General features: G+C 69.3%; 18 protein-coding genes. 10 read left to right on the forward strand and 8 right to left on the reverse strand.

From position 1 onward, the window contains the following. Positions 1-124: 124 nt before the first annotated feature. A complete protein-coding gene (locus tag LXT21_RS41420; RefSeq protein WP_254043776.1) occupies positions 125-1,051 on the forward strand; it encodes a type VI immunity family protein in 927 nt (308 codons plus the stop codon). Between the two features lie 7 nt (positions 1,052-1,058). Here LXT21_RS41420 and LXT21_RS41425 read toward each other — a convergent pair whose 3' ends face one another. Genes LXT21_RS41425 through LXT21_RS41460 form a run of 8 tightly spaced genes read right to left on the reverse strand, consistent with a single transcriptional unit; the run spans position 1,059 to position 13,332 of the window. Then, entirely contained in the window at positions 1,059-2,162 is a 1,104-nt protein-coding gene (locus tag LXT21_RS41425) for a beta-ketoacyl synthase N-terminal-like domain-containing protein (protein WP_254043777.1), read from the reverse strand. Next, complete coding sequence (locus tag LXT21_RS41430; RefSeq protein WP_254043778.1) at positions 2,159-3,190, reverse strand: DUF2169 family type VI secretion system accessory protein; 1,032 nt, start codon at positions 3,188-3,190, stop codon at positions 2,159-2,161. The genes LXT21_RS41425 and LXT21_RS41430 overlap by 4 nt, the downstream gene beginning before the upstream one ends. A gap of 6 nt (positions 3,191-3,196) precedes the next feature. Continuing rightward, positions 3,197-5,188 (reverse strand): hypothetical protein, encoded by a 1,992-nt coding sequence (locus tag LXT21_RS41435; RefSeq protein WP_254043779.1) that lies wholly within the window; start codon positions 5,186-5,188, stop codon positions 3,197-3,199. A 10-nt stretch (positions 5,189-5,198) separates the two neighbouring features. Then, a complete protein-coding gene (locus tag LXT21_RS41440; protein ID WP_046714488.1) occupies positions 5,199-5,576 on the reverse strand; it encodes a PAAR-like domain-containing protein in 378 nt (125 codons plus the stop codon). A gap of 12 nt (positions 5,577-5,588) precedes the next feature. Next, positions 5,589-6,092: a hypothetical protein gene (locus LXT21_RS41445; protein WP_254043780.1), complete on the reverse strand. Its 504-nt coding sequence runs from the start codon at positions 6,090-6,092 to the stop codon at positions 5,589-5,591. A gap of 10 nt (positions 6,093-6,102) precedes the next feature. After that, a complete protein-coding gene (locus LXT21_RS41450; protein WP_254043781.1) occupies positions 6,103-8,871 on the reverse strand; it encodes a type VI secretion system Vgr family protein in 2,769 nt (922 codons plus the stop codon). A gap of 6 nt (positions 8,872-8,877) precedes the next feature. After that, positions 8,878-11,088 (reverse strand): type VI secretion system Vgr family protein, encoded by a 2,211-nt coding sequence (locus tag LXT21_RS41455; RefSeq protein WP_254043782.1) that lies wholly within the window; start codon positions 11,086-11,088, stop codon positions 8,878-8,880. A gap of 15 nt (positions 11,089-11,103) precedes the next feature. Continuing rightward, a complete protein-coding gene (locus LXT21_RS41460) occupies positions 11,104-13,332 on the reverse strand; it encodes a type VI secretion system Vgr family protein (protein ID WP_254043783.1) in 2,229 nt (742 codons plus the stop codon). A gap of 319 nt (positions 13,333-13,651) precedes the next feature. Between LXT21_RS41460 and LXT21_RS41465 the strand changes: the two genes are divergently transcribed. From LXT21_RS41465 to LXT21_RS41505, 9 genes are read left to right on the forward strand one after another with little or no spacing between them, the layout of a single operon-like run. Continuing rightward, positions 13,652-15,862: a type VI secretion system Vgr family protein gene (locus LXT21_RS41465; RefSeq protein ID WP_254043784.1), complete on the forward strand. Its 2,211-nt coding sequence runs from the start codon at positions 13,652-13,654 to the stop codon at positions 15,860-15,862. A gap of 12 nt (positions 15,863-15,874) precedes the next feature. Further along, on the forward strand, positions 15,875-18,103 hold the full coding sequence (locus tag LXT21_RS41470) for a type VI secretion system Vgr family protein (RefSeq protein ID WP_254043785.1): 2,229 nt from the start codon (positions 15,875-15,877) through the stop codon (positions 18,101-18,103). 15 nt (positions 18,104-18,118) lie between these two features. After that, on the forward strand, positions 18,119-20,794 hold the full coding sequence (locus LXT21_RS41475) for a type VI secretion system Vgr family protein (RefSeq protein WP_254043786.1): 2,676 nt from the start codon (positions 18,119-18,121) through the stop codon (positions 20,792-20,794). Positions 20,795-20,832: 38 nt separating this feature from the next. Continuing rightward, positions 20,833-22,131 carry a hypothetical protein gene (locus LXT21_RS41480; RefSeq protein WP_254043787.1) on the forward strand — a complete coding sequence of 433 codons (1,299 nt, stop codon included), beginning with the start codon at positions 20,833-20,835 and terminating at the stop codon, positions 22,129-22,131. A gap of 39 nt (positions 22,132-22,170) precedes the next feature. Next, positions 22,171-23,118 (forward strand): hypothetical protein, encoded by a 948-nt coding sequence (locus LXT21_RS41485; protein ID WP_254043788.1) that lies wholly within the window; start codon positions 22,171-22,173, stop codon positions 23,116-23,118. 34 nt (positions 23,119-23,152) lie between these two features. Further along, positions 23,153-24,100, forward strand: coding sequence for a hypothetical protein (locus LXT21_RS41490; protein WP_254043789.1), 948 nt, complete (start codon positions 23,153-23,155; stop codon positions 24,098-24,100). A 13-nt stretch (positions 24,101-24,113) separates the two neighbouring features. Next, positions 24,114-24,602, forward strand: a complete 489-nt coding sequence (locus tag LXT21_RS41495; protein WP_254043790.1) for a hypothetical protein — start codon at positions 24,114-24,116, stop codon at positions 24,600-24,602. A gap of 7 nt (positions 24,603-24,609) precedes the next feature. Beyond that, complete coding sequence (locus tag LXT21_RS41500; protein WP_254043791.1) at positions 24,610-25,014, forward strand: PAAR-like domain-containing protein; 405 nt, start codon at positions 24,610-24,612, stop codon at positions 25,012-25,014. 18 nt (positions 25,015-25,032) lie between these two features. Further along, positions 25,033-25,965, forward strand: coding sequence for a type VI immunity family protein (locus LXT21_RS41505; RefSeq protein WP_254043792.1), 933 nt, complete (start codon positions 25,033-25,035; stop codon positions 25,963-25,965). Positions 25,966-25,983 lie beyond the last annotated feature (18 nt).

A 25,983-nucleotide genomic window follows, 5' to 3' on the forward strand; every position in this document is an offset into this window, starting at 1 on the left:
CCCGCCAGAGGGACCGAGGTCCACCCCGGTGAGCGTCATTGAAAGGAAATGCGCCTGGGTCTCTTGAAGCCACGGTCTCGTGATAGTCGTACATCGCTCGGGGTGTTGCCAGGAGGCGGTGACGATGTCGAAGCTGCGTGGACCGGGGGGCGACGTGCTCGCGGACAACCCGGAGGTGACGCTGACGCGGTATGCCCTCGGGCTGACGCTGTACCTGGATGAGCCCTACGTCTGGGCCACCGAGGGCGCCGCGGCCCTGCTCCGGCGCTTCCTCCAACTGGCTCCCGCCGAGCGGCTCACCTGGTACACCACCTCCACGCTTCCGGAGTGGCACCGCTTCACGCCACGAGTCGCCGACGATGTGCTCGCCTCCTTGTCCGTCTCCTGGGCCGATGTCCGCGTCAGGCACCTGTTCACGTTCCGGCTGGTCGATGACCTCGGCGCGCCAGGGCTCGGCTTCATCTACCGCGAGATGGACTCGGCGAGAGGGCGTCGCGGCTTCCTCCAGGTGCTGCTGCCGGAGACCCTCGACCCGAAGCAGCTGCTTCAGCTGGCCAAGGAGATTGGCGAGCGCTGGCCCCTGCTCTGCGGCGTGGGCGGCTACGTGGGCACCTGGAACGAGTGGGTCAAGTCCACCGCGTTCTGGAGCCTGTTCCGCTCCAGCCAGCGCTACCTCGGGCTCGACATCCAGGACCCGGATGCCATGTCCTGGTGCGTGGGCGAAGGGCTGCCCGGCAGCAACTGGCTCACGCTCGTGGGAGACGGCCTCGCCGGGAAGCTCTCGCTGGACCTCGCCGCGCTCAAGGCCCGTGCCTGGACGTCCGCGGTCCACGTGCACACGCTGAAGGGGACCACGCTCATCCAGGCCGGCGAGGCTCCGACGCTCGGTGACGTCAACGCGCTCGAGTACCCATCCGCCTATGCCGAGGTGGCGCGGGTGCTGGAGCCCCACTTCGTCAAGACGCCCACCGAGTACTGGGGCGGCTTCCAGGAGGAGCAGAAGACGGGGGCCTGGCTGCGCCGCTTCGTCTTCCCGGAGGACCTGCGCTGAGCCCATCTCACGGCTCCCGTGAGAGCAGCACCACGCCGCGCGCGCCGCCCGCGCTCGAGCCCGTCAGCAGGCAGGTGGCCGCGCCCGGGTCACCTCGCAGCATGCCCTCCACCGCGACGGCCAGCCCCGTGGGCATCGCCGCGGCGCCGAGGTCGCCCAGGCATTCGGACAGATACTCGAGCGCGGCCTCCGGGGGCATCACGTCATGGGCCACCCGGGGCCAGGCCAGCTTGAACTCGTGCACGCGCAGCTCCTCCGCCGTCATGTCGGAGAGCCACCAGTCCAGCGTGCGCCGCTCTTCACGCAGGCGCTCGGACACCACGCGGCCCGCGCGCGTCAGCGCCGCCGCCATGCAGGGGACGTCGTTGTCCTGGGTGGCCAGCTCGACGTCGGTGGCCACCGTGTCGAGCCTCGCGAGCACCGGCCACTTCGTCCGCTTCGCCACGTCCGTCCGGGTCAGCGCGCAGAAGGCCGCGCCTTCTCCTCCGACGAAGGTGTCCAGGTTCTCCCCGTCGAAGATGCGCTGCTGGTCGATGAGCGTCTGGACCACCTCGGGGTCGTAGTACGTGTCCACGCCTCCGACGAGCGCGACGTCCACCTTGCGGCTGCGCAGCGCCTCGCCCGCTTCGATGAGCGCGAAGGCCAGCGAGGCATGCCCTCGCGGCACCACGTGGACCACGGGCCGGAGGTCTTTCTCCTCCAGGAGCCGCACCAGCGCCTTCTCCACCTGGCGTCGCTGCGTCGCGAAGCCCTCCTGCGTCCGCTCACCCATCCGCTCGGGAAGGCAGAGCACCAGGGCCACGGTCGCGTCCGGAGGCATCGTCTCCAGGTTCGTCAGCAACTGTGTCAGCGTCCGGGTGGCGATGGGCACCAGCCGCTCGGCGCCCGAGTCCCGCGTGGGCAGCGTCCGGATGGGCGCCATCGTCACGCGCTTCCCGTTCGGCGCGCGAAACGGTGTCTCCGCGTACGCGGACAGCTCCGCGCGGCGGAAGGCCCACGTCTGATACGGCGCGAAGGCCAGCCCGTTCCACGCGGCCGTCCCCACGATGACGGGCGCGGAGCCCCACCGTCCGCCGTAGTGCGCCGAGTCCAGGCGTTTAGAGGAGCTCATCGCAGGACCTCCTTCTCGTGCACCTGGATGTAGTGCAGGCGGCGCGCGGGGCGCGGCATGGGCACCACGGCGCGCCAGGTCAGCTCCAGCGTCTCCTCGTCCGAGGGCCGCAGCAGCACCGTGTCGAGGACCGGGCGGTGCTCCTTCTCCCCCTGGTCCGTCCGCGTCGTCACGGCGAAGTGCAGCCGGGGGAGCGCGAAGTGATACGCGCCGCCCGCGGAGAGGTTGAGCAGCTTCACCATCTCGCCCCCCTTCAGGTACTCGGGGCAGATGAGCTCGGGTGTCGCGCACTGGTTGTGGCGCTCGTCGAAGTCCAGCGGCTGCAGCGGCATGCGCTCCTTCATCCACTTCTCGTCTGCGGTCCCCGCGTAGCGGCGGCGGGGCTCCCAGTGTCTGCCGATGGCGCCCACGCCGGCGGGCGCGGGCCGCGTCCTGGCGGACGAGATGAGGTCGCGCGGGTCCTCGATCTGCGGAGCGGGCTGGTTCACCAACACGTCCGAGTCCCGCGCGACGCCGCGGCCCAGGGGATTGCGCGCCTCCTCCATGGGCGGCTTGCCGGAGTCGCTCGCGTCGAAGCCTCCGTACGCGAGCTCCCACTTCAGGGGCACGCTGGTGAAGGGCTGCGGCGGCCCGAGCGCCAGCCCGAGCGCGCCCCGGTACCAGACCCGGGTGCCGAACACGCGCAGGCTCTTGGAGACGGGGCCCACCTCGATGTGGACGTCCAGCTGTTTGACGGCCTGGCCGCCCTTGCTCATGGCGTTGCCCACCACCACCACATCCGTGGAGGGCTTGCGGATGCACACGTCCGCGGGGAGCTGGATGCTGCTGGCCTCGGGCGCCTTCTTGTCCCAGGGCTCGTCGGCGTGGCGGACCTGGGCGCCACCGACGCGTGTCACCCGCGCGCCGCCCGGGGTGATGGAGAAGAGCTCCTTGATGAGGACCACCATCAGGATGCCGCCGTCCATCCCCAGCTGGGGGACGAGGGCCACCGTGGACGAGGTGCCGTTGAGCAGCTCGGGCGTGTTCACGTTACGTCACCTCGCATACCGCGTCGTCCATCCATCCGAGGGGCTTCGCCGGCTGCCCGACTCCACATGAACCCTCCAGGCCTCGAGCTGCGCGAGCTGCCGGGCGACGAAGTCCGAGCGGTCCAACGGAACGGCTCCGCCCGTGCGCACCGCCAGCTCCACGTGCACCCACCGGCGCGCCGCCGGCAGTGACTCCGGGGCCTCCAGCTCCCACAAGGAGACCTTCGGACTCCACGCGTGACCGAAGCGGTAGCGCGTGCCCTTCCTGGCGTGGCGGCCATGCTTCGCCCACCAGCCAGCCCACACGACGGCCCGGTCCGTGACGTCGAGCACGGGCGTGGGCGGTGTGAAGGGCTGTTGGAAGGGCAGTGCGTCCCGCGCGTACTCGGGGCTCGGGACGTCCTCCGTCAAGGACGCTCCCGTCAGCCGTTGGAGCGCGTCCAGCGCCGCTGCCTTCGTGTCGGGCGCGTCCATCGCGAGGTGCCCGAGCAGCACCTCCATGAACGACAGGTCACCGAACCACCCCAGGGCCCGCAGCACCGCGGGCACCTCACCCGAGTCCAGCGCGGCGCGCAGGTCGTCGGCGCCAGACCCGTCCGCGGACACCGCCAGGAAGAGGGCCGCGTCCGCGAAGGCGCCCTGACCCTTCAGCACCAACGCGCGCGCTCGCTCCAGGCCGAGCTCGCTTCGCCGCAGCAGGGCGCTCTCCAGCGCGGCGCGGACGACCTCCTCGTCCTCGTGGCGCAGCGCCTGTTCGAGCGCGCGGTGAGGCACGGGCCCCTGGGTGGCTCCGAGCACCTGGCTCGCGGCCCGAACCACCTCCAGCTCCGGGTCCTCCAATCCGCGCTCCACGTCGGACACGGAGAGCGCGCCGCGCCGCGCGAGGATCCGCAGCCCCGCGGCCCTTCGCGCCGGCAACTCCGCGTCCAGCCACGGGCGCACCACTCGCTCGATGCCTGGATGTGGCGCGAGCGAGAGCGCGTCCGTCACCGCCTCGGCCATCCTCGGCTCGCTCAGCTCCACGGTCCGGATGATGCGCAGGGCCTGGTCGAGCGCGTCGTTCCCGGCGAGTGAGCCGAAGAGGAACACGTTGGCCCAGGTGAGCTCGGGGTCCGGCTCGGGACGCTCCTCCAGCAGCTTCACCAGGCGCGGCAGGATGGGCGCGCCACAGGCGACGATGGCGTCCACGCGGCGCACCAGCCGTCGCTCGGTGCGCTCGCCATTCGACCAGGGCGTGAGGGGCCGGGCCCGACGCATCAGCCCGAACATCCCCAGCTCCTCCAGGCAGGTGCGCGCATGACCGAAGAGCACGTCCTCCTCGGCCTTCGAGTCGCCGAAGTGGAGAGGCAGGGCCCGCGCGTCCGTCGCCGCGACCCTCGCTTCGTCCTCCTCCGGCGCTTCGTCCTCTTCTTCCTCTTCTTCTTCTGCCTCGAACGCCGCCAGGCGTGCGTGCGCCTTGGCGAGCAGCGCGTCCAACTGCGCGAGCGTCGTCACCGGCGGAGGCGCCGCGGGTGGGGCAGGGGGCGGCGCTTCCGGCTCGGGCAGCTCCGGCAGGGGGATGGCCGGCAGGAGGACCTCGCGCACCGGCTCGAGCAGCCGGGGCTCGCGGAGGCTCGCGCGCAGGGGCTCCGCGCGGCTCTTGGGCGGGAGCGGCCGCTCGTCGGCGCCGGTGGAGAAGGGCTCACCCAGGGCGCCGATGGCCGCCTTCATGGCCTGCTGGAGCAGCGCCAGCTCCGCGAGTCCGCCCGGGTCCTTCGTGGGGACCTGTGCGAGCAGCCGCGCCGCCGCGTGGAGGTTCGTCGCCATGGCGCGGATGCGCTCGCGCCGGACGTTGAACTGCGCGCGCGCCGCGTGGGCCTCGTAGGCCTCACGCAGGGCCAGGGCGAGCTGCTCCTCGGCCTGCCGGATGGGCAACGCCGGGTCTGTCACCGCCCTCAAGCCGAGCAACGCCTCATCGAGCAACGCCTGGACTGTCTGGATGCCCATCCGCTCCGTCACGCCCACGCCCCTACCGGGAGTCCCCGAAGCCCACGTTCCCCGTCACGCAGACGGGCTTGCCCTCGAAGTGCACGGTGACGGCGGGGACGGGCAGTCCCCACGCCACGCCGCGGTTGACGCCCGCGACGGTGATGTCCTTGGTGAGCGCGACGCCGGGCTCGTTGCCCTTCATGTTCCCCGTCTTGCAGAACGAGCTGTGGACGTGCTTGCTCTCGATCTCGATGTTGCTGCACTTGACGCTCAGCGAGCCCGAGTCCCCGGTGATGGGGTAGGGCATGGGCAACGGGCTGGGTGCCGCGGGCGTGTGGCACATGTTGGGCGCCATGGGCACCACGGTGTGCTTGCTCTTCTCTCCGACGACCGTCATTCCAAGCGCGGTGACGCTCATGGGCGCGGGCTCCTAGTTCAGCTTGATGAGGGTGGCCAGGACCTTGGCCACCTCGCGTGCACGGGTGATGACCCGGTCGGCGTACAGCTCGACCTCGGTCGCGGTGACTTGGAGGAACGCGCCGGGGACGCGCAGCAGCGCCTTCTCGTCCGCCGTCACCGAGAAGCTGCGCACGCGCGCGTTGACGGCCCCGCTCCGGTCCATGTGCAGCGCGCGCTGCGTGGTGAGCAGGCCCGCGATGAGTGGCGCCTCGTCGGAGGCATCCACGATGACCCTCGCGCCCGAAGCGAGGGCCTCCTCGAGGAGCGCGGGGTCCACCGAGGGGTCCACCCGGAGCACGTGCTCCGCTGCGCCGATGCGCACGCGCCACCCCGCGTCCTCCTTTGCCACCAGCCGCCCCAGGCTCATCGGAGGCAGGGCCACCGCGGGCGCCGGTGCCAGCCTCACCTGACGCGGAGACTCCTCGGAGGTCTCGGCCTCTTCACGTGCCACGCTCTTGAGTGCCTGCATGCTCATGTCCGTCTCCTCATCCCGGCATGATGGCGGGAGGGTTCATCTTGATTTCGGAGGTGCCTTCGATGGTGACGCCCAGCGCGCCCTTGATGGCCACGCCGCTGGAATCGATGACGACCTCAGAGGCGCCACACGTCAGGGTGATCTTCCCGGAGGCCTCGAGCTTGAGATTGGCGGCGGTCACCACGCCCGCGGCACCCGCGGTGATGGAGTGGCCTCCGGTGATGTCCTGGGTCTGGCTGGCCACGTTGATGGCCACGGCCCCCTTCGCATCGATGGCGAGCGCCTTGGCCACCTTCACCATGTACGCGCCCACGGTCTCGAGCTTCGCGATACCCACCTGCTCGTTCTTGCCGCCGTTGATCAACTCGATACGGGCCGCGCCCACCGTCTCCGTCGAATCTCCGCCGACCGCGAACGAGACGCCCGTCACGGCGTTGATGACCGCCAGCGCGCCGATCTTCTCGGTGACGGAGCCCTCGACCGTCGTGCCCCACGTACCGGGGCCACCGCCGCCGCCTCCTCCTCCGCCACCACCACCTCCTCCGCCACCACCACGACCTCCGCCTTCACCTCCAGCGTGCCCCGAGTTCTCGGTGGCCGGAGCGTCCCACGATCCCCCCGCGCCGCCTCCGCCACTACTTCCCCCTCCGAAGCCCCCGAAGTCTGGTCCCCCAGCGCCACCACCGCGCGCTGCGGTGCCCCCTCGCGTCAGCGCGCCGCTCGACACGGCTTGGGCCATGCCGGAGGCCATGACGTTCGAGAGGGACAGGTTCCCATCCTCGGCGAGCTGGCCGACCTCCGAGCCGAAGACGGCCACGGCGGTGTTGTCGCCTCCGAGGAGGGCTGCTGCCGGGCCGGCCAGCTCCGCGGCGGTGCCCAGCGCATCCCGGGCGGCATTCAGCCCTGGCATCAGGGGCCCGAGCAGGGCGGCTTCGGCACGGCTCGCCGCCTTGCCCGCCAGGGCGGTCGCCGCCTCGAGGGCCAGGGACTCGATGCTCTCGAGTATTCCTTGCGCCGGGTTACCGACCTGCATGTTCTCCAGCCCGCCGACCTTCAGCGTGACGGCGCCGGTGATCTCCTCGCCGATGATGCCGCTGACCTTGACCGCGCGGTTGGCGCCCACGGTGACCTTGTGGTCCTTGCCCACCGAGGCGTTGTGGATGCCCTTGACCGCCACCTTCTCGTTGGCGCCGACGGACATCTCCCGGTTCGTGCCGATGGTGCGCTTCTGGTTCACGGCGACCTTGGCGCTCTTGTCGTTGGCGGCCTTGATGTTGATGTCGTAGGCGCCATTGACGTAGACGCGCTGGCTGTCCGCCGAGTCGTCGAAGCTGACCTCGTTCGAGCCCCCCGCGCCGGGCGACGAATTGGAGCGGTGCCCGGACACCGTCTTCTGCGCGGGCAGGCTGTAGTCTGGCGGGTTCAGCGGGTTGTAGAGGCGCCCCAGGCACACGGGCCTGTCCGGGTCTCCCTCCACGAACTCGATGAGCACCTCCCAGCCGATGCGGGGAATCATCACGGAGCCCGTGGTGTGCGCCTGCGCGACGCGGACCCAGCAGGACGACGTGTCGTCGAGCATGCCGTCACGGTCCCAATGGAACTGCACCTTCACGCGGCCGTGCTCGTCGCAGTGGAGCTCCTGACCCGAGGGCCCCGTGACTCGCGCCGTCTGGAGCCCCTGGATTCGCGGCCGCGGCGTCTCACGTCGGGGGCGGAACACCTGCGCGGAGGGCACCACGTCGAAGTCCACCTCGCAGTGCGCCGCGCCGGTGTCCACGAGCGGGCCGGGCTCCTGCTGGCCGTGGAAGCGCAGGTGCAGGCGCGAGGCGGTGATGAAGTACTCGCCGTCCGCGAAGGGGTGGCCCACCAGCGACACGCGACGCCCCGCCGCCAGCGTCATCGCGTTGGTGCGAGCCCGCGCGGACTTCCGCCGTCCCCGCAGCTCCTCCAGGCGACGCTTCGCCAGCCGCTTGCCGTCCGCGGGCTGCGTGTACCGGCCCGGGTACTCGTACCACTCCGCCTGCACGGAGTCCTCGGCGAGCTGGTCCGCCGCCAGCTTCTTCGAGGGGTTCAGCATGTCGTAGTCGTCCAGGCTGACCTTGGAGACGCTGGCGCGCACGCCGCTGCGCCAGTCCCACACCGCCACCGCGTCGCCTCCGAGCGAGGCGTCGTAGCGGAAGGGCAGGGCGTCCGGCTCCATCACCTCGGCGGACTCGCTCGCGTCCGAGAGCACCATCACATGCCCGTCCGCGCTGTGCTCGAACGCGAACCAGATGCCCTCCTCCTCGAGCAGCCGGCACACGAAGTCCCACTCGGACTCATCGTACTGCACGCAGTACTCACGCCGCGGATACGAGCCCTCCAACGTCCAGCGGAACAGCCGGTCCTCGAGCCCCGCGTCCTTGAAGACGGCCTTCACGATGTCCGGGACGGACAGCTCCTGGAAGATGCGGAAGCCGTACCGGTACGCGAGGAGCCACGGCTGCGGGACGAGCGTGAGCCGGTAGCGCACGAGCTGCGCCGGGTCATCCGTGGCGACGACGTCGAGCCGGTCCACCACCCCCGACACCTCGCGCACCTGCCCGAAGGCGTCCTCCAGCACCACGTGGGCGAACCCGCCGCGCGCCTCCTCCGGCGCGAGCTCGGTCGTCGACAGGTCGAGTTCGAACACGAACCGCCGCGACACCTCTTCTTCGCCACGCAGGGCGTGGACGACGAGGTCCCCACTCTGACCGGGGATGCTGGCGGTGACGGATACTGCCGAGGGCGAGTCGCTCATAAAGCCTCAGGCGCTCTTGTGCAGCAACTGGTTGAGCACCTTGTTGTTCTTGATGACGACGGTGGGCGCCTTGATGTTGATCTGCCCGCTGGCCAGCAGCTCCACCGTGCAGGCGCCGCCCCGCAGGACCAGCTTGTTCTCCGCGGAGAAGGTGATGTTGGTGGCCTTCACCTTCATGCCCCCGCCCGCGGTGATGGCCACCAGGCCCTTGGCCGTGTCCGTCCTGCTGCCGCCACACTTCACCTTCTCCACGCCCGCGTTCATCACGTAGCCCGCGCCGCAGGAGACGGACATCTGCTTGGCCTTGGTGAACTTCAGGGCGCCGATGGTCTCCGTGAAGTTCGTCGACACCGACACGAGCCGGCTCTTGCCCGCAAGCTCCATCCAGGCCGCGCCGACCTTCGTCGAGGAGGCCCCCACCACCTTGCGCGTGTAGGCGACGAGCGCCGTCACCACCTGCAGCGCGGCCACCTTCCGGTCCAGGGTGCCCTGGATGCTCTCCGCCATGTCCCCGCCCACCTGCACCATGCGCGCGCCGCCGATGCTCACGCTCAAGTCCCCGCCGACGCCATCCGTGTAGTCGCCCCCCACGTTGATGTCCTGGTTGGCGCCCACGCTGAGCGTCCGGTTGCCGGTGACGTTGGCGTAGTGGTTGCCTCCCACGCTCATCGTGTTGTCCACGCCCACCGAGCAGCGCTCGTCGTTGGCGACCGTCATCTCCGCGTCGTTGTCCACCAGCAGCGTGTAGTCCTTGGACGCGTTGATGAAGATCTCCTCGGCGCCCGCCGCGTCCTCGAAGCGCAGCTCGTTGGCGCCCGGTCCGCCTCCCGTGGTCGCGCTCTGGATGGAGCTGCGCGTCGCCCCGTCCGGCAGCGCGTAGGGGGGCGTGTGCTCGGCGTTGTAGAGGTGGCCCGCGACGAAGGGCCGGTCGAAGTCCCCCAGCTCGAAGTCCACGAGGAGCTCGAACTCCACGCGGGGGATGATGAGCGAGCCGCTGAGCGGCAGCTGGCCCACGCGCAGCCACGTGGAGCTGCGGTCATCCACCAGGCCGGAGCGGTCCCACGGGAAGCGCACCTTCACCCGGCCGAACGACTCTGTGTGGATCTCCTCGCCCGAGGGCCCCGTGACGAACGCGAGCTGCGTGCCTCCGATGAGCGGCTTGGGCGGCGCCGTCACCGGCCGGTAGGGCACGGTGTGGGGGATGGCCCGGACTTCGTTCGAGTAGAAGCCGGGTCGCTGCGTGTCGTGCTCGCTGGAGGCGTGGTGCACCACCCGGGTGATGAGCAGGTCGACGTTGGACTCGGTCCGGCCATGCCCCGTCACGCAGAACGTCCTGCCGGGCTCCAGCCTCGGGCAGGTGCTCTGGCCCTGGAGCGTGCGCGTCCCCAGCCGCAGCCGCTCCATCAGGCGCCTGGCGCGCGTGCGGCCCGCCGCCGCCTCCACGAAGTCACCGGGATGCTCGTAGACCTCGCGCCCCGAGGCGGACTCGGCGCTGTGGGTCGCGGACAGGTCGACCGCGGGGCGCTTGAAGTCGTAGTCGCGCAGGAACACCTGGTCGGAGGCCATGCTCCGGCCATCGCGCAGGTCGATGACGACGTCGTCGTCGAGCTGGCTGCTGTCCCGGTCCACCAGCAGGCTCTGCCCCCGGATGGGCTCCAGCCGGGTGCTGTCGTCGAAGAAGAGCAGCCGCGCGCCGTCCGCCTCGTGGTGCACCGCGAAGGCGATGCCCTCCGAGTGGAGCAGCCGCGACATGAAGGCGAAGTCGCTCTCGTTGTACTGGACCACGTTGACGCGCGTGGGGGGCGGCTCCGTCAAGTCCCAGCTCGCCGTGTCCCCCAGGCCCGCATCGTCGAGGACGCTGGAGATGACCTCCTGGACGCTCTGCTCCTGGAAGATGCGCGAGGTGCGCCCCAGCTTGAGCAGCTCCACCGGGGCGCAGATGACGACCACCAGCCGGAAGGCATGGCTCTGCGTGACCTCCAGGTGCGCCTCGGTCACCACGCCGTGGAAGGGGCGGTCCTCCGAGTCGTCGTGGAAGCGCATCCACAAGGCCGCCGGCGTGCCCGGCAGCGCGTCCAGGTCCACGTGCTCTGGGGTCTCCGCCTCGACCTGGACCCGGCAGCCCTCGCTCAGGGCCTCCGTGGCCTCCATCCGCAGGACGCGGAAGCGGGTGGGGTCGAATCCCTCCAGTGACAGCTCCAGGCTCAGTCGTCGCATCCCCATGAGCGCCCCCTACTTCTTGAAGTGGATCTTCCCCTTGAGCTGCACCTTGGCGCCGCCCTTGAGGCCTTCCGCGTCCACCATCAGCGTCGAGCCCGACAGCTCGAACACCTTGCCCCCGCCCTTGAGCTTCGCGCCGCCGGGAGCGGTGAGGGTCACCGTCTTGGCCGACATGGCGAAGTCCTTGCCCACCTTCTCGGAGATGGGCCCCGCGGAGGTGATGGCCACCGCGCCCGTGGCCTCCAGGATGATGTCCTCGCCCGTCTTGAAGTCCGCCAGGCCCGTGGTGAGCACCTTCGCCGCGCCCACGTCCTCCGACTTGGCGCCCTTGAGCACCTCCACCTTGGCGCCGCCCACCGACTCCGTCTTCCCGCCGCCCACCGTCTCGACGATGGCCGTCGCCGCGTTGATGGAGAACGCCGCGCCCACCGTGCGCGAGCAGTCCGCGTTGAACGTCTCCAGCACGTGGTTGGTCAGGACGTTCATCGCGCCGCCGATGGTGTCGCTGCGCTTGCCGTCCACCGTCTGGGAGAAGTTGCCGGTGACGCCCCAGTCGTCCAACGCCCCGACCTGGACCACCTTGGAGCCCGTCGTCTCCAGCACCGCGTTGCTCGTCACGCTGAGCCCCTGGTTGGCGCCGATGTCCACCGTCTCGTCGCCGCCCACCAGCGAGGTGGACTGGTCGCCCACCTCCTCCTGCGCGTTGTTGACGATGTCCTCGGAGAGGTCGTGCCCGGTGACGAGCTTGAAGTCCTTGGAGGAGTGGATGAAGAACTCCATGCCTCCGTTGCCGTCCTGGATGCGCACCTCGTTGGTGCTGCCGCCGCCGGGCGAGGTGGCCGACTGGAGCGAGGACTGGGTCCGCTCGTCCGGCAGGGCGTACGGCGGCATCGTCTCCTGGTTGTAGAGCTTCTGCAGGACGACGGGGCGGTCCGGGTCTCCGTCCAGGAAGCCGACCTCCATCTCCCAGCCCACGCGGGGGAGAATCATGCTGCCGCTGGTGTTCTGCTGCTGCACGCGCATCCAGCACGAGGCGGTGTCGTCCACCTTGCCCTCGCGGTCCCAATAGAAGTGGACCTTGATGCGCCCGAACTCGTCGACGTGGATCTCCTCGCCCGGCGGGCCCGTGACGACCGCGCTCTCCTTGCCCCACACGCGCGGGCGCGGGGTGCGCCGCGCGGGCCGGAAGTCGGTGCCCGCCGAGGGGATGGCCCGCACGCGGGTGCCGAAGCGGGTGGACTCCGCATCCTCCGCCTGGACCAGCGCGTAGTCGTGGGTGACCTGGAGGAGCAGGTACTCCTGGCAGAGGAAGGAGGGGAGGGCGTCGAGCAGGGAGAACAGGCGCCCGGGCTGCAGCCGGAAGCTGTTGCTGCGCGCCTCCAGGACCATCCGCTCCTGCACCAGCCCGCTCAGGCGGTTGCGCGCGCGGCGGACGCCATCCGAGGGGCTGGAGAAGGAGCCCGGGTATTCGTAACGCGGGAAGTCCGCCTCGCTGGAGCGCTCCTCGGCCTCCAGCGGCTCGCTGGGGCTGCGCCAGTTCCAGTCCCGCGCGGTGTACAGGCCGTGCACCAGGCGCGAGGTGAAGGTGAGCTCGGCCACGCGCTCGTCCTCCGCGTGGATGAGCGAGTCGCGCGTGAAGCCGAGCGCGGGCGTCCCCAGGATGGGCTCGTAGGTGGAAGGGTCGTCCGCGAGCTTCAGCACGTGCTCGGTGGGCAGGTGCTCGAACCAGAAGAAGATGCCCTCGTCCTCCAGCAGCCGGAGCACGAAGTCCAGGTCGCTCTCCTTCCACTGGGTGCAGTACTCCCGCTTCATGTAATCGCGGGACAGGAGCCACTCGGTGGACGCGGCGGGCAGGCCCGCCTTCTCCAGGACGGCCTGGATGATCTCCACCGCCGTCATGTCCTGGAAGATTTGACTGCGGCTGCGGTAGCGCAGGCCGTGCAGCCGGGGCCGCAGGCGCAGCCGGTAGACGAACCCATGGGTTGCGAGCCTCGCGCGGTACTCCGCCTCCTCCACGACGCCGTGGAAGCAGCGCGCCTCGAAGCTGCCCTCGGAGAAGGTGGGTGAGAGCCTCAGCGTCCCCGCGGTCCCGATGAGGGCCGTCAGGTCCAGATCGGGATCATCACAGGCGAACTCGAGCTCCACGTCGAAGAGCTCGGACAATCCCTCACGCGCCGTGGCCCGCAGGACGATGGCCTCCGCGGGAAGGTCCGCATGGTCGATGTGGGCACGTACCTCCATGCACTCTCCCCCTCTTCGATTGAGATGTCAGTTTCTGGACATCCCTGCCCCGTTGCAACTCCATGGAGCGTGTCAGCCCTCCGCCCTCTGGCCAACACCTTCATGGGTGTGACGAACGCGAACGGCGTCGAGTCTTCGCGCTGTTGGATGCGTGTGTGCTTGGGGGAGGCCCGCGGGGTGTCGTGGATGGGCGCGAATCCCCTACATTTCGCGCCATCCTTGGGCATCCCGTTCTTAAAAAAGCACACACGGCCAGGCCCCAGGCTGTCTAACTGTCAAGTTGTTGTACTACAGTGTCGTTCACTGGGGGTGCGCCTGAATGCGCTTGAGGTCGACGATTCTCCATGCCTCCCTCCCCTCGGAGCTCGGCGTGTCGCGCCTGGTGGTGGAGGAAGGCCTCTCCCAGCTATTCGTGGCGGACGTGGAGTGTGTCAGCGCAGACCCCGATTGGGAACTGACGCCACTGCTGGGGACGAGTGCTTCCGTGAGAGTGGAAGCGGATGATGGCTCCTCACGTCACTTCCACGGCGTCGTCGAGGATGCCGAGTTCGTGGGGACGCGAGGCGAGCTGTTTGTCTATCGCCTGCGCTTGATGCCCCGACTGAAGGGGCTCGCGCACCGGGTCCGCACCCGAATCTTCCAGGACAAGAACATCGAGGCCATCCTCCGGGAGGTGTTCTCCGGCGCGGGTGTCCCCGCCGGCGCCACGCGGTGGAGCGTGGCGGAGGGACCCGTTCGCGAGTACTGCACCCAGTGGAAGGAGAGTGAGCTGGGCTTCGTGCTCCGGTTGTTGGAGGACACGGGCATCTTCTTCTGGTTCGAGCACTCCGAGTCGGACCACGTCATGTGTCTGGCGGACTCGCCCGCGGCGCATGTGCCCATCGACGGCGCCGCCGGGCTCTCCTTCCGGGCCTGGGACGAGCGCGAGACCCTTCGCGACATCGTCACGCGCCTCACCTACACGGCCCGCGTGGTGCCGGACGCGGTGATGTTGCGCGACTGGAACTGGCAGACCCCGCTGACGCTGCCCGAGGCGAAGCTCTCCGCGTCTGAAGGGGGCGGCTTGGAGGTCTACGAGTTCCCCGCGGGGTTCGTCAGCGCCGCCGCGGGCAAGCAGCGGGCCGCGGATCGCCTGAGCGCGGTCCGGGTCCGCCAGCGGGTCCTCCGCGGGACGACGCCGTCGCTCCGGTTGTCGCCAGGGCGCCTGTTCCAGATCTTCGACGCGGAGCCCGCGCCGCTCAATGGCGAGTACCTGGTGCTGGAGCTGCGCCACGTCTACGAGGACCCGACGGCGGGGACGCTGGTGGATGGAGACGGGCGCTACCGCGCCGAGTTCACCGCCGTCCCGGGAGGCGTGGAGTTCCGCCCCTCCCGCGTGACGCCCCGGCCTCGCGTCATGGGCAAGGAGCTGGCGGTGGTGACGGGGCCGGCGGGCGAGGAGATCCACGTCGACGAGTTCGGTCGGGTGAAGGTGCACTTCTACTGGGACCGCGAGGGCAAGGTGGACGACACCGCCTCGTGCTGGATGCGGGTGCAGCAGCAGAACACCGCGGGCAGTCAGATCCTCCCTCGCGTGGGCTGGGAGGTGGAGGTGGGCTTCCTCCACGGCGACCCCGACAGGCCCCTGGTGCTCCAGAAGCTCTACAACGCGGACACCCTGCCGCCCTATGCCCTGCCGGACAACCTGATGCAGAGCGCGTTGCAGTCCTCGACGACGCCGGGGGGCGGGGGCACCAACGAGGTGCGCCTCAACGACGGAAATGGCGGCATGGAGTTCTTCGTCCACTCCCAGAAGGACCTCTCGCTCCAGGCGGGGCACAACCTCACCGAGCAGATCGCCGTGGACGAGGCCGTGCAGATCACCTCGGACAGCACCCACAGCATCGGCGTCACGGAGGACGTCTCCGTGGGGGGAGACCAGAGCGCCAGCATCACCGGGATGATGGTGGAGGACACCGCGGGGACCAAGAAGGTGGTGGTGGGCGCCGTGGATCAATGGGGGGTGGGCGCCATGCATGCCATCACCGTGAAGGGCGCGCGCACGGAGAACGTGGGGGGCTTGCGCAACGTGCTGGCGCAGAAGGTGACGGAGACCTTCAACGCGGACCTCACCACGAGCGTGGGGGGCGTGCTGAGCATCAACGCCGTCGGCGCCATCACCGAGGCCGTCGCGGGCAACAAGACCGAGACGGTGGCCGGCGCGAAGCTGGAGATCATCACGGAGTCGAAGGCGGAGAACATCGGCGCGGCCAAGGTGATGACGGCCGGGATGGTGAACATCAAGACGGGCAAGGACCTCACGCTGGCGTCGGGCGCGGCCATGGCCATCACCACGGGGGGGCCCATGGCCATCAAGTGCGACAAGGACTTCAACCTGTCGGGCTCCTCCGTCACCATCACCGTGGGCAAGGCCAGCGTGAAGTCCGGCTCGAAGCTGGAGGCCACGCCCGCGTCGCTGCAGCTCAAGGGCGACACGGTGGGAGGGGACGGCGCCCAGGTGAAGCTCAAGGGAACCATCGAGTACAAGTAGGTAGGGGGGGAGATGAGCAACGGTCGCGTCCTGCAATTCGCGCTGTCCATCGACGACGGTGACGAAACCCTCTTGCGTGTCGTGCGCTTCGAGCTCGAAGAGGCGCTCTCGGAGGGGAGCCGCGGCTGGGTGGAGACGGAGACGACCGAGGTGGTCGATGCCGCGGCCATGTCCGGCAAGCCCTTCCGGCTGCGCATCCTCCAGGGGGACGGGCGGCCCGACAGGTGCTTCCATGGGCTCGTCTTCGGGGTCAGCCTGGAGGCCTTCCAGCCCGAGCACTTCCGGCTGCGGTTCGAGGTGGGCTCGTCCCTCCACCTGTTGGAGCTGGGGCAGGAGGTGCGCCTCTTCCAGCAGAAGTCCGTTCCCGACGTGGTGAAGGCGGTGCTGGAGGAGGCTGGCATCCCCGGGGACTCGCAGTCCTGGACGCTCGCGGAGCCGCCTGCCGCGCGCGCGGCGTTGACCCAGTACAACGAATGCGACCATGCCTTCCTGCGGCGCCTGTTGGCGGAGGAGGGAATCGTCTTCGCCGTGCGAAACGACGACGACGGCGAGACGCTGGCGTTCTTCGACGGCCCGGATGGACTGGAGCCGCTGGCGGGGGACGGTGTGCTGCTGGTCCGCACCGAGACGCGGACCGACGAGGACACCGTCCTCTCCCTGCGAGAGCGTCACGTGGCGGCCCCGGACGCGGTGATGGTGCGTGACCATGATCCGAAGCAGCCCACGGTGGACCTGAGCCACCGCGAGGAGGCGCCGGAGGCGCGAGGAAGAGAGGTGTACCTCCACCCCGGCGGTTTCGATGCGATGGGGCACGGCAAGCGCCGCGCGAAGCGCATCCTCGAGCGGCACCAGTCCCGGACCGTGGTGCGCGAGGGCACGAGCGACTGCCCCCACCTGGAGCCCGGCCGCACCTTCGTGCTGGATGGCCACTCCCGCGTGGAGCTCAATGGCGGACAGCTGGTGCTCCGCGTGGTGCATCGGGGTGGGCTGACAGCCCGGGAGTCCGGGGCCTCTGAGGAGACGTACGAGAACAGCTTCCGGGCCATGCCCCAGGAGCGCCCGTTCTTCCGTCCGGAGGCGCCGCCGGAGCGCCCGGCACCGGGCGTGGAGGTGGCGTTCGTCACGGGCGCCTCGGGGCAGGAGCTGCACGGCAGCGAGCGCGGCGAGGTGCGCGTGCGCTTCCCGTGGGATCGCTCGGGTCTGACGGACGACCGCAGCTCCCCGTGGCTGCGCGTGGGACAGCTCGCCCTGGGCGGCTCGATGATCATCCCCCGTGTGGGCTTCGAGGTGGTGGTGGACCACGAGCTGGGGGACCGGGACCGGCCGCTCGTCATCGGCCACCTCTACAACGGGGAGGCGACGCCGCCCTACGCGCTGCCGGACCACGCCACGCTCAGCTCCATCCAGACGGCGACCACCGGAGGCGGGCCCGGCGCGAACGAGCTGCGCTTCGAGGACGCGGCGGGCGCCGAGGAGATCTTCTTCAACGCCTCGCATGACCTCACCGTCTCCGTGGAGCACGACTCCGACTGGAAGGTGCTGGTGGACGAGTCCACGGAGGTCGGGGGGAACCGGACGTTCAGCGTCGGGGCCAACCACACGCACCAGGTGACCAGCCATCGCTCGCTGAACGTTGGCGCCAACCAGCGCTTGAGCGTGGAGGCGGACCTGTCCGACGGAGTCGGTGGAGACTCCGCGGTGCAGGTGGGCGCGACGCGCAAGCTGACCGTGGGGGGAGACCTCACCGAGAACACCCAGGGTTCGTTGGAGCGCACGGTGGGAGGGTTGCAGGCGGTGACGGGCCTGGCGGGTTACGAGCGCAAGGTGGTGGGCGGCTCGAAGACGATGGTGGGGGCGGCGTGGCTCGAGGCGACCGCCGACAGCCGCATGAGCACCTGTGGCACGGCGCGGGTGGAGACGGTGGGCGCCTTGAAGATGGTGAAGGCCAGGACGGTCGCCGTGTCGAGCGGCGCGGCCTATGCCCTCACGGCGGCGTCGGAGAAGGTCAAGGTCGGCGGCAATCGCGTGGACAAGGCGGAGGTCGCGCTCGCCATCACGGCGGGTGGAGGGCTCAGCATCAAGGCGGAGAACATCAACATCACTGGCGAGAGCAAGGTCGTGCTGAAGGTGGGGGGCTCGACGGTGGAGGTCACCCCCACGGCGGTGAAGATCAAGTCGTCCAAGATCCAGCTCAAGGGCGTGAAGAAGCTGGGCTCGAAGTTGAGTCACAAGAGCAATTGAGGCCCGAGGCGACCCATGGGTGACGAGCAGCGCCTGACGGCGACATTCTTCTTCGACGCACAGGAGGGCGCGCTCTCCGTGCACGCGGTGCGGGGGCAGGAGGCGCTGTCACGCGCGTACCGCTTCGAGGTGGACTTCTCCGCGCAGGACGTGGACGTGGATGCGGCGCCTGGAGCGCGCGCGACGCTGGTGCTGGAGTCTCCTCGCGGCGGCGAGCGCCACGTGGGCGGGGTGCTGGAGGAGGTCTCCCTCGCCGCCATGGCGCAGGCGGGGGAGGGCGCCTTCGGTCGCTACCGGGCGGTGCTCGTCCCCGAGCCGTACCTGGTGCTGAGCTCGAGGCGCGGCTTCCGCATCTTCCAGCAGAAGTCGGTGCCCGACATCGTCAAGCAGGTGTGCGAGGCCGCGGGCCTGGAGGACTCCGCCTTCGATTGGGGCGGCGTCACCGGCGCCTACACGCAGCGCGACTTCTGCGTGCAGTACGACGAGTCCGAGTGGGACTTCATCTGCCGATTGCTCGAGGACGAGGGCATCTTCTTCTCCTTCAGCCATTCCGCGGACGGCGCGCGCATGCGCTTCGAGGATGACAGCACCGGCGTGGACCTGCTCTCGCCGGACGCGCTGGACTTCACCTTCTTTCCCCAGGAAGGGGCGCCCACCGCCCGGGTCTGGGACTTCCGGGTGCGCACGCGGCTGCGGCCCTCCAAGGCCACGGTCAACGACTACGACATGCTGCGGCCCGGCACCTCGCTGCTCGCGAGCGCCGAGGCCCAGGAGTCCCTCTCGCGTGAGTGGTACGAGTATCCTGGAGGTTTTCGTGCTCCCGCGGAGGGCAAGCGGCGGGCGCAGGTCCGGCTCGATGAGCTGCGCACCCCCCGGGTGACGGCGCTCGGACGCACCGACGCGCTCTTCGTGGCGCCGGGCCGGCGCTTCCACCTCCAGGGCCACCCGTCGTCGGACGCCGAGTACCTGCTCACCGCCGTCGGCTTCCAGCTTCGTCTGGAGGAGGAGCCCGCCAGCGACAGGCCCCTGGTGGACGCGGGGCCCTGGCGGTACGAGGTGGACTTCGAGGTCATCCCCTCCACGCAGGTGTTCCGCCCCGAGCGGCGCACCCCGAGGCCTCGGGTGGCGGGAGTGCATACGGCCCGGGTGACGGGACCCGAGGGCGAGGAGATCCACTGCGATGCCCACGGCCGGGTGAAGCTCCAGTTCCCGTGGGACCGGGACGGTCAGCTCGATGAGCGCACCTCCTGCTGGGTGCGCGTCAGTCAGGCGCACACCACCGGCTCGGTGATGATTCCGCGGGTCGGCTGGGAGGTGCTCGTCGAGTTCGAGGAGGGAGACCCGGACCGTCCGTTGTGCCTGGGCAAGGTGTGGAACACCACGTTCCTGCCGCCGGTCGAGCTGCCCGCGGGCAAGACGGTGACGGGCCACAGCTCCATCTCATCGCCGGGAGGCGGGGGCGTCAACGAGGTGCTCTTCGACGACACGGCGGGCGCGGAGAGCGTCACCATCAATGGCCAGCACGACATCCTCGTGAAGGCGGCCAACAACAAGCTGTTCAGCGTGGGCCATGATTCGAGCCACCTGGTCAACGGCAAGCGCGCCGCGAGCGTCGGGGGCAACGAGCAGATCGCCATCCAGGCCAACCTCAACGTCAACGTGGGCGGCAATCAGTCCACCGAGGTGGGCGCCATGCGCGACGTGAAGGTGACGGGCAGCACCACCGAGGAGGTGGCGGGCGCGTTCGACCTCCAGGTGGGCGCCATGGAGCTGGTGCAGGTGGGCAACCCCATCAAGGCGGTGATGGAGGTCATCGCGAGCATGGTGGTGGAGAAGGCCATGGGCGCGGCGGCGAAGGCGGCCAGCAAGGCGGAGGCGGCGCTGCTGGGGCCCATCCTCCCGGTGCTGCAGCAGGCGCGCGAGGCGGTGGGGCCCGCGGCCCAGTTCGCGGGACCGGCGGCGGCGCTGCTCGGCGGTGGGAACCCGGAGATCGCCGCCTTCGCTCAAGCCGCGGGCAAGCTGTCGGACGCGGCGGGCGCGGCGGACGCGGGGCAGATCGCCGCCGGCGTGGCGCAGTCCATCGTCGCGGACAAGATCACCAGCAAGGCCATCGAGGCGGTGACGGGGGAGGGCGGGGGTGGCGGTGGTGGGGGCGGGGCAGACGCGGCGCCGGAGGCGGCGGGGAGCGCGACGAGCGGCGGGGAGGGGACATGGGCCACGGTGGTGGGGGGCTCGGTGAAGGAGACGGTGGGGGGGCTTGCCGCCACCAGTTCCTTGAGCGGCGTCTCCTACGCGGTGGGCGGCGCGTCCCAGGAGCTGGTGGGCGCGGCCCGCGTGGAGCTCATCAAGGGGAGCAAGTCGGAGACGACCGGCGCGGTGAAGATGGAGACCGTGGGCGTGTACATGGTGGACGCGAAGGAGTCGTTCGTCACCGACGCCAAGGCGGCCATCGCCATCAACATCGCCGGGAAACAGACGCAGCGCATCTCCGGCAGCCACAGCATGAGCACGGACGGGCCGGTGCTCGTGACGGCGCCGCGGCTGTCGCTCAAGGGGCAGGGGACCATCACGCTCACGTGTGGTCCCTCGAAGGTCATCGTGAAGTCGAATGGCATCCTCGTGGAAGGCGCGGCCGAGGTGACCATCGAGGGCTCGAAGATCGAGCTGGATGAGAACGCGCTGGGCACCTAGGCGGGTCGAACGCGATGGGACAGGCCGGACAGACTCCTGTGACGTGGCTTCACGGCGGCGCGGCGGCCTTGTGGAGCGCCGCGTGCAAGAACGCGCTGATTGCGTGCGGCATCAACCCCGCCAACTTCGGCACCTATGACATGCGCGCGAAGGCGCAGGCGGCCGAGCGCAGGACGTACCGCGAGAAGCGCGAGAAGGAGGCGAAGCGGCGCGGGGCGAACAAGCGCCCCCATGAGGGCAACTGCGAGGTGGGGAAGAAGGACAAGGCGCTGTGCATGTGTATCGAGAGCGATGCGGCCTTCGCCGAGCTGGGCTCCGAGAAGTGGATGCTGGCCAATTCACAGTCGGGCCACATCTCGCAGAACGCCCTCTACCAGAACGAGCGCGCCGACCCTTGCTCCAACGTCCCGCCTGAGGGGAAGCACGGCGGCACGTATGGCTATCGGGACAACAAGGCCTTCTGCATGGACCACCTGGGGCGGGCGAACAACCCGGGGACCATCCACTACGAGATCACCAACCGGGAGGCGCAGTTCGCGGAGAGCCTGAAGAAGCGCAATGTGAAGAACGTCACCGAGGATGTCATGCAGCAGGGCGTGCAGGGCACGGCATCGGTGGCAGCGCAGGGGGCCGGGGCGCGACAGAAGGGCAACGACCCGCACGCCAAGCACGACAAGAGCCTGGGTGAGATGACCCCCGAGCGCAAGAAGGAGGGGCAGCGCAGCGACGCGGCCAAGAACCAGCACGCGAAGGATCTGAAGGCCAATCAGAACGCCAACGCGACCGCGGGGGCCTCGGGGCGGGGCAATAATGGGACGCCGAATGCCCCGTCGACGAAGGGGCCGCCCAAGAAGGATGTGGACAAGGCGGTGGAGTGCATCTCGGACGCCTGGAAGCAGTCGCTGGACGAGATGCGCAACGACGTCATCAATGAGTTCTCCACGGCGGCGCGCTCGGACGAGTGCAAGAAGCAGATCAAGGAGTACAAGAAGACGCTGCCGAAGGACCAACGCAACCGGAAGATCCGCTATACGGACCTGCCTGCGGAGCATCGGGCCAAGGTGGACGCCGCGGTCAACAAGAAGACGGGCAACCCCAAGATGTCCGCCGTCGAGAGGGACCAGAAGAAGCTGGAGAAGAAGGGGGCGAAGACGGCCGGCCAGGCCAACAACCCGCCCACGAAGAAAGACTGTCTGGAGTACCAGGCCAACTGGCTGCAACAGCACCAGAAGGCGGATGGAAGTCACCCACCGATGCAGGGGCGCGTGCCTGATTCGAACGAGGGTGATGGTGACGAGGTCAAGCAGAACAAGCGCGGTAAGAAGAGCGCCGATTAGCGCCAGGAACGTTGGCGGGGACGAGGAAGGACGAGGGAAATGGCTTTGCGGATTGCGACCCACTACTACAGCGCCAGTGGACCGATGCTCGACGCCTGCGCGTTTCTCGGGCAGCGCTATGACGAAGAGCGCGGTTACAAGCCGCTCGAGAGCGAATGCTGGGTGATGAACATCCAAGTGGCTGGGGACGAGGACTCGACGGTGTGGTCCCAATTGGGAAGCACGGGTTGGCTGACACGCTTGTGGCGCTCGCCTTCAGGCGCGGTCTTCGTCAGCAGCGCCACGGACTCCAAGGTCCTCTACCACCCAGACGTCGAGGGAGATCGCAGTCGCAAGTTCGAGAGCATGAAGCTGGGCGCGCCACTCAATGGCGTGTGGGGGCTCGACGACGACTTCGTGCTGGCGTGGGGGGCGACGTTCGAGAACACCCGGCACGTGTTCCGGTACGACGGCAAGAAGTGGAAGGAGTTGCCGGCGCCGGACTTCGAGGTGCGCGCCATGCATGGACTGTCGCCTGACCTGGTCTATGCGGTGGGCGTGGGAGGGGGCGTGGCGAGGTGGGAAGGCAAGGCGTGGAAGCGCTTTCCGACGCCGACGGACGAGGTGCTCAACAGCGTCTTCGTGGCGGACGAGGATGAAATCTACGCGACGGGAGGTTCGGGCTCGTTGCTGGAGGGAAGCGCGCACGGCTGGGGCCGCATCGCGGAGAGCCCCGTACCAGGCATGCCCTTGTTTGGCGTCGCGAAGTGGAAGAAGGGGCTTTGGGTGGCGGCGGGTCAGTTCGGCCTCTTCAAACGCGTGGGCAGTCAGAACAAGATCGAGTGCATCAAGCCCAATCTCTGGGCCGTGGACCTCGATGCCCGCAAGAACCTGCTCGTCTCGTGCCGGGACCGGGTTTCGGAGTCGGCCGATGGCAAGGCCTTCATGTCCCTCGGACAGGAGTTCCTCCTGGAGAGCCGAGCGAAGAAGAAGCTTGGGAAGATCTAGGTAGAGGTTCTGGCCAGCAGGAAGGGCAAGGAAGATGGCCTCGCAGATTACCAGCGACTACTACAGCGCCAGCGGCCCGGCGCTCGATGACTGCGCCTTTCTGGGACAGCGCTACGACGAGGAGCGTGGTTACAAGCCCCTCGAAGGCGAGTGTTGGGTGTTGAGTCTTCGCCCCAAGGCAGGTGGTGGCCTGACGGCGATGTACCACTTTGGGAGTACGGGTTGGCTGACACGCCTGTGGCGCTCGCCGTCAGGCGCGGTCTTCGCCAGCAGCGTCACGGACTCCAAGGTTCTCTTTCACCCGGACCTCCATGGAGATCCGAAGCATCGATTCGAGAGCATGAAGCTCGGTGCGCCACTCAATGGCGTGTGGGGGCTCGACGACGACTTCGTGCTGGCATGGGGAGCGACGTTCGAGAACACCCGGCACGTGTTCCGGTACGACGGCAAGAAGTGGAAGGAGTTGCCCGCGCCGGACTTCGAGGTGCGCGCCATGCATGGACTGTCGCCTGACCTGGTCTACGCGGTGGGCGTGGGAGGGGGCGTGGCGAGGTGGGACGGCAAGGCGTGGAAGCGCTTTCCAATGCCGACGGACGAGGTGCTCAACAGCGTCTTCGTGGCGGACGAGGATGAAATCTACGCGACGGGAGGCTCGGGCTCGTTGCTGGAGGGAAGCGCGCACGGCTGGGGCCGCATCGCGGAGAGCCCCGTGCCAGGCATGCCCTTGTTTGGCGTCGCCAAGTGGAAGAAGGGCCTGTGGGTCGCGGCGGGTCAGTTCGGCCTCTTCAAGCGCGTGGGCAACCAGAACAAGCTCGAGTGCATCAAGCCGAACCTGCCCGCCATGGGCCTCGACGCCCGCAAGAACCTGCTCATCTCCTGCAGGGACCGGATCGCCGAATCGGCGGATGGCAAGGCCTTCACCTCCGGGGGCAAGGACTTCCTCCTGACCTCCCGCGCGGGAAACAAACTGGGAAGCATCTAGACAGGAGCCCACCATGAAGCCCGCCCGACAGAGAGCAAGACGTGCCCCGGTGAAGCGGGGCTCCACCCCGAAACCCGAGGCCTCGTCCCAACCGGAGCTCGACGGCTCCGTGCGACTGGCCACCGTCCTGGCCGAGGAGCCCCAGGGCTGGCGCGTGCGGCTCGGCGCCCGGGACCAGGTGCTCTCGCTGGATGCCTCCGTGGACCCGGCGTTGGTGCGCGAGGCGCTCGAGGACGGAGCGCGGGTGCTCGTGGAGCTCGCCTCGCCCCCCGTGCTCGTGGGCGTGGTGCAGACGTCGCGCGCCCTGCGCGTGGACCGCCAGGGGCGCGTGGACTCGGAGGTGGAGCGCTTCGAGCTGCATGCCCGGCAGGGCGCCACCGTGAAGACGGCCGGGGCCTTCGTGCAGGTGAAGGGCTCCGAGGTGGAGCTCTACGGCACGCGCATCCTCACGCGCGCCCGCGAGGTGGCGAAGATCCTCGCGCGGATGATCAACCTGAACTGAGGCAACCATGAGCCTGACGACCAGTGGCATGTCCGCCGGCACCAGCAAGCAGAAGCTCAACATGGTCCCCATGGCGCCCAACGTGTGCCTGGTGCCCGCGCCGCCGCCTCCGGCGGGACCTCAGGGCATCCCCGTCCCGTTCCCCATCACCACCGACACCGGCAGCATCAAGAAGCCGGTCCCCAAGGTGAAGCACAAGGGCGGCAAGGTCCCCAACACCGATTCGACCTTCTCCGGCGTGAAGGGCAACGAGGCCGGCGTGGGGCAACTGCCTCCCTCCACGCCCAAGAAGGACATCGTCACCGGCGTGAACATGAAGCTGGGGTCCGCGATGGTCGGCTGTCCCAACTGCCAGGTCGGCGGCAAGAGCTTCCTCATGACCGGCAGCCCGGGCTTCGGGAACCACGGCTGAGCCCGCGGACGCCTCGCCATGTCCGAACCTCTCCTGGACCCACGCGTCCACATCGACACCGAGGACGTCGTCGTCCGAGTGGAGCTCGGGTTGACCGCGTACCTCGCCGACCCCCGGTTCTGGGCCCGGGAGGGGGCGCAACAGGCGCTGGACCTGATGCTGGCGCTGCCCTCCGCGGACCTGCTCCGCTACTACACGACGTCCGTGATGACCGAATGGGGCGAGGTGGGCCCACGGATGCTGCGCTCCCTGCGCGACGGACTGACCTCACGCGCGTTGATGCTGGAGTGGCCCCGACACCACTTCTTCCTCCGCCTGGCGGACGAACCCAACTGCCCCTCGGTGGGCTTCTCGTACACGGAGATCGACCCGCGCCGGACGACCCGCGCCGGGGTGCTGGAGCTGACCCTGCCGCAAGGGCACGCGCCGGAAGACCTCCAGGCGCTCGCCGCCGGACTCGCGGACATCGGCCCGCTGTACTCGCTGGTCGGCGGCTACGTGGCGCGCTGGAACGTGCTGCACCCCAAGCTGGCCTTCAACCAGTTCTATGTGTGGGCCCAGCGCTACCTGGGGCTCGACATCCAGGACGCCGAGGAGATGGCGCCCCACGCGCCCCTGGGGCTGCCGGGGAGCAACTGGCTGACCTACCTCGGCGAGCCCTTGACGAAGCCGCTCGAGCTCGACGTCGCGGCGCTGGAGCGCGCCGTCCGAGCAGCCCCCAGCGTGGAGTCGTTGCCGGTCCGCTCCGGGCTGCTGCTCCGCGCGGGCGCGCTCCCCACGATGGGAGACCTCAACCGCTTCGCCCATCCCCAGTCCTACGCGGAGGTGGCCCGGCTGCTCGAGCCGCACTTCGTGAAGGAGCTCCCGGAGTTCTGGGGCGCCTTCACGGACACTCAGCGCACGGGCGCCTGGCTGCGGCGACTGGTGGGCGCGGAGGACTGGTCGGCCTGAGGCGCGTCCTCGGGCACC

It is taken from the genome of Myxococcus guangdongensis (assembly GCF_024198255.1).
Lineage (GTDB): Bacteria > Myxococcota > Myxococcia > Myxococcales > Myxococcaceae > Myxococcus > Myxococcus guangdongensis.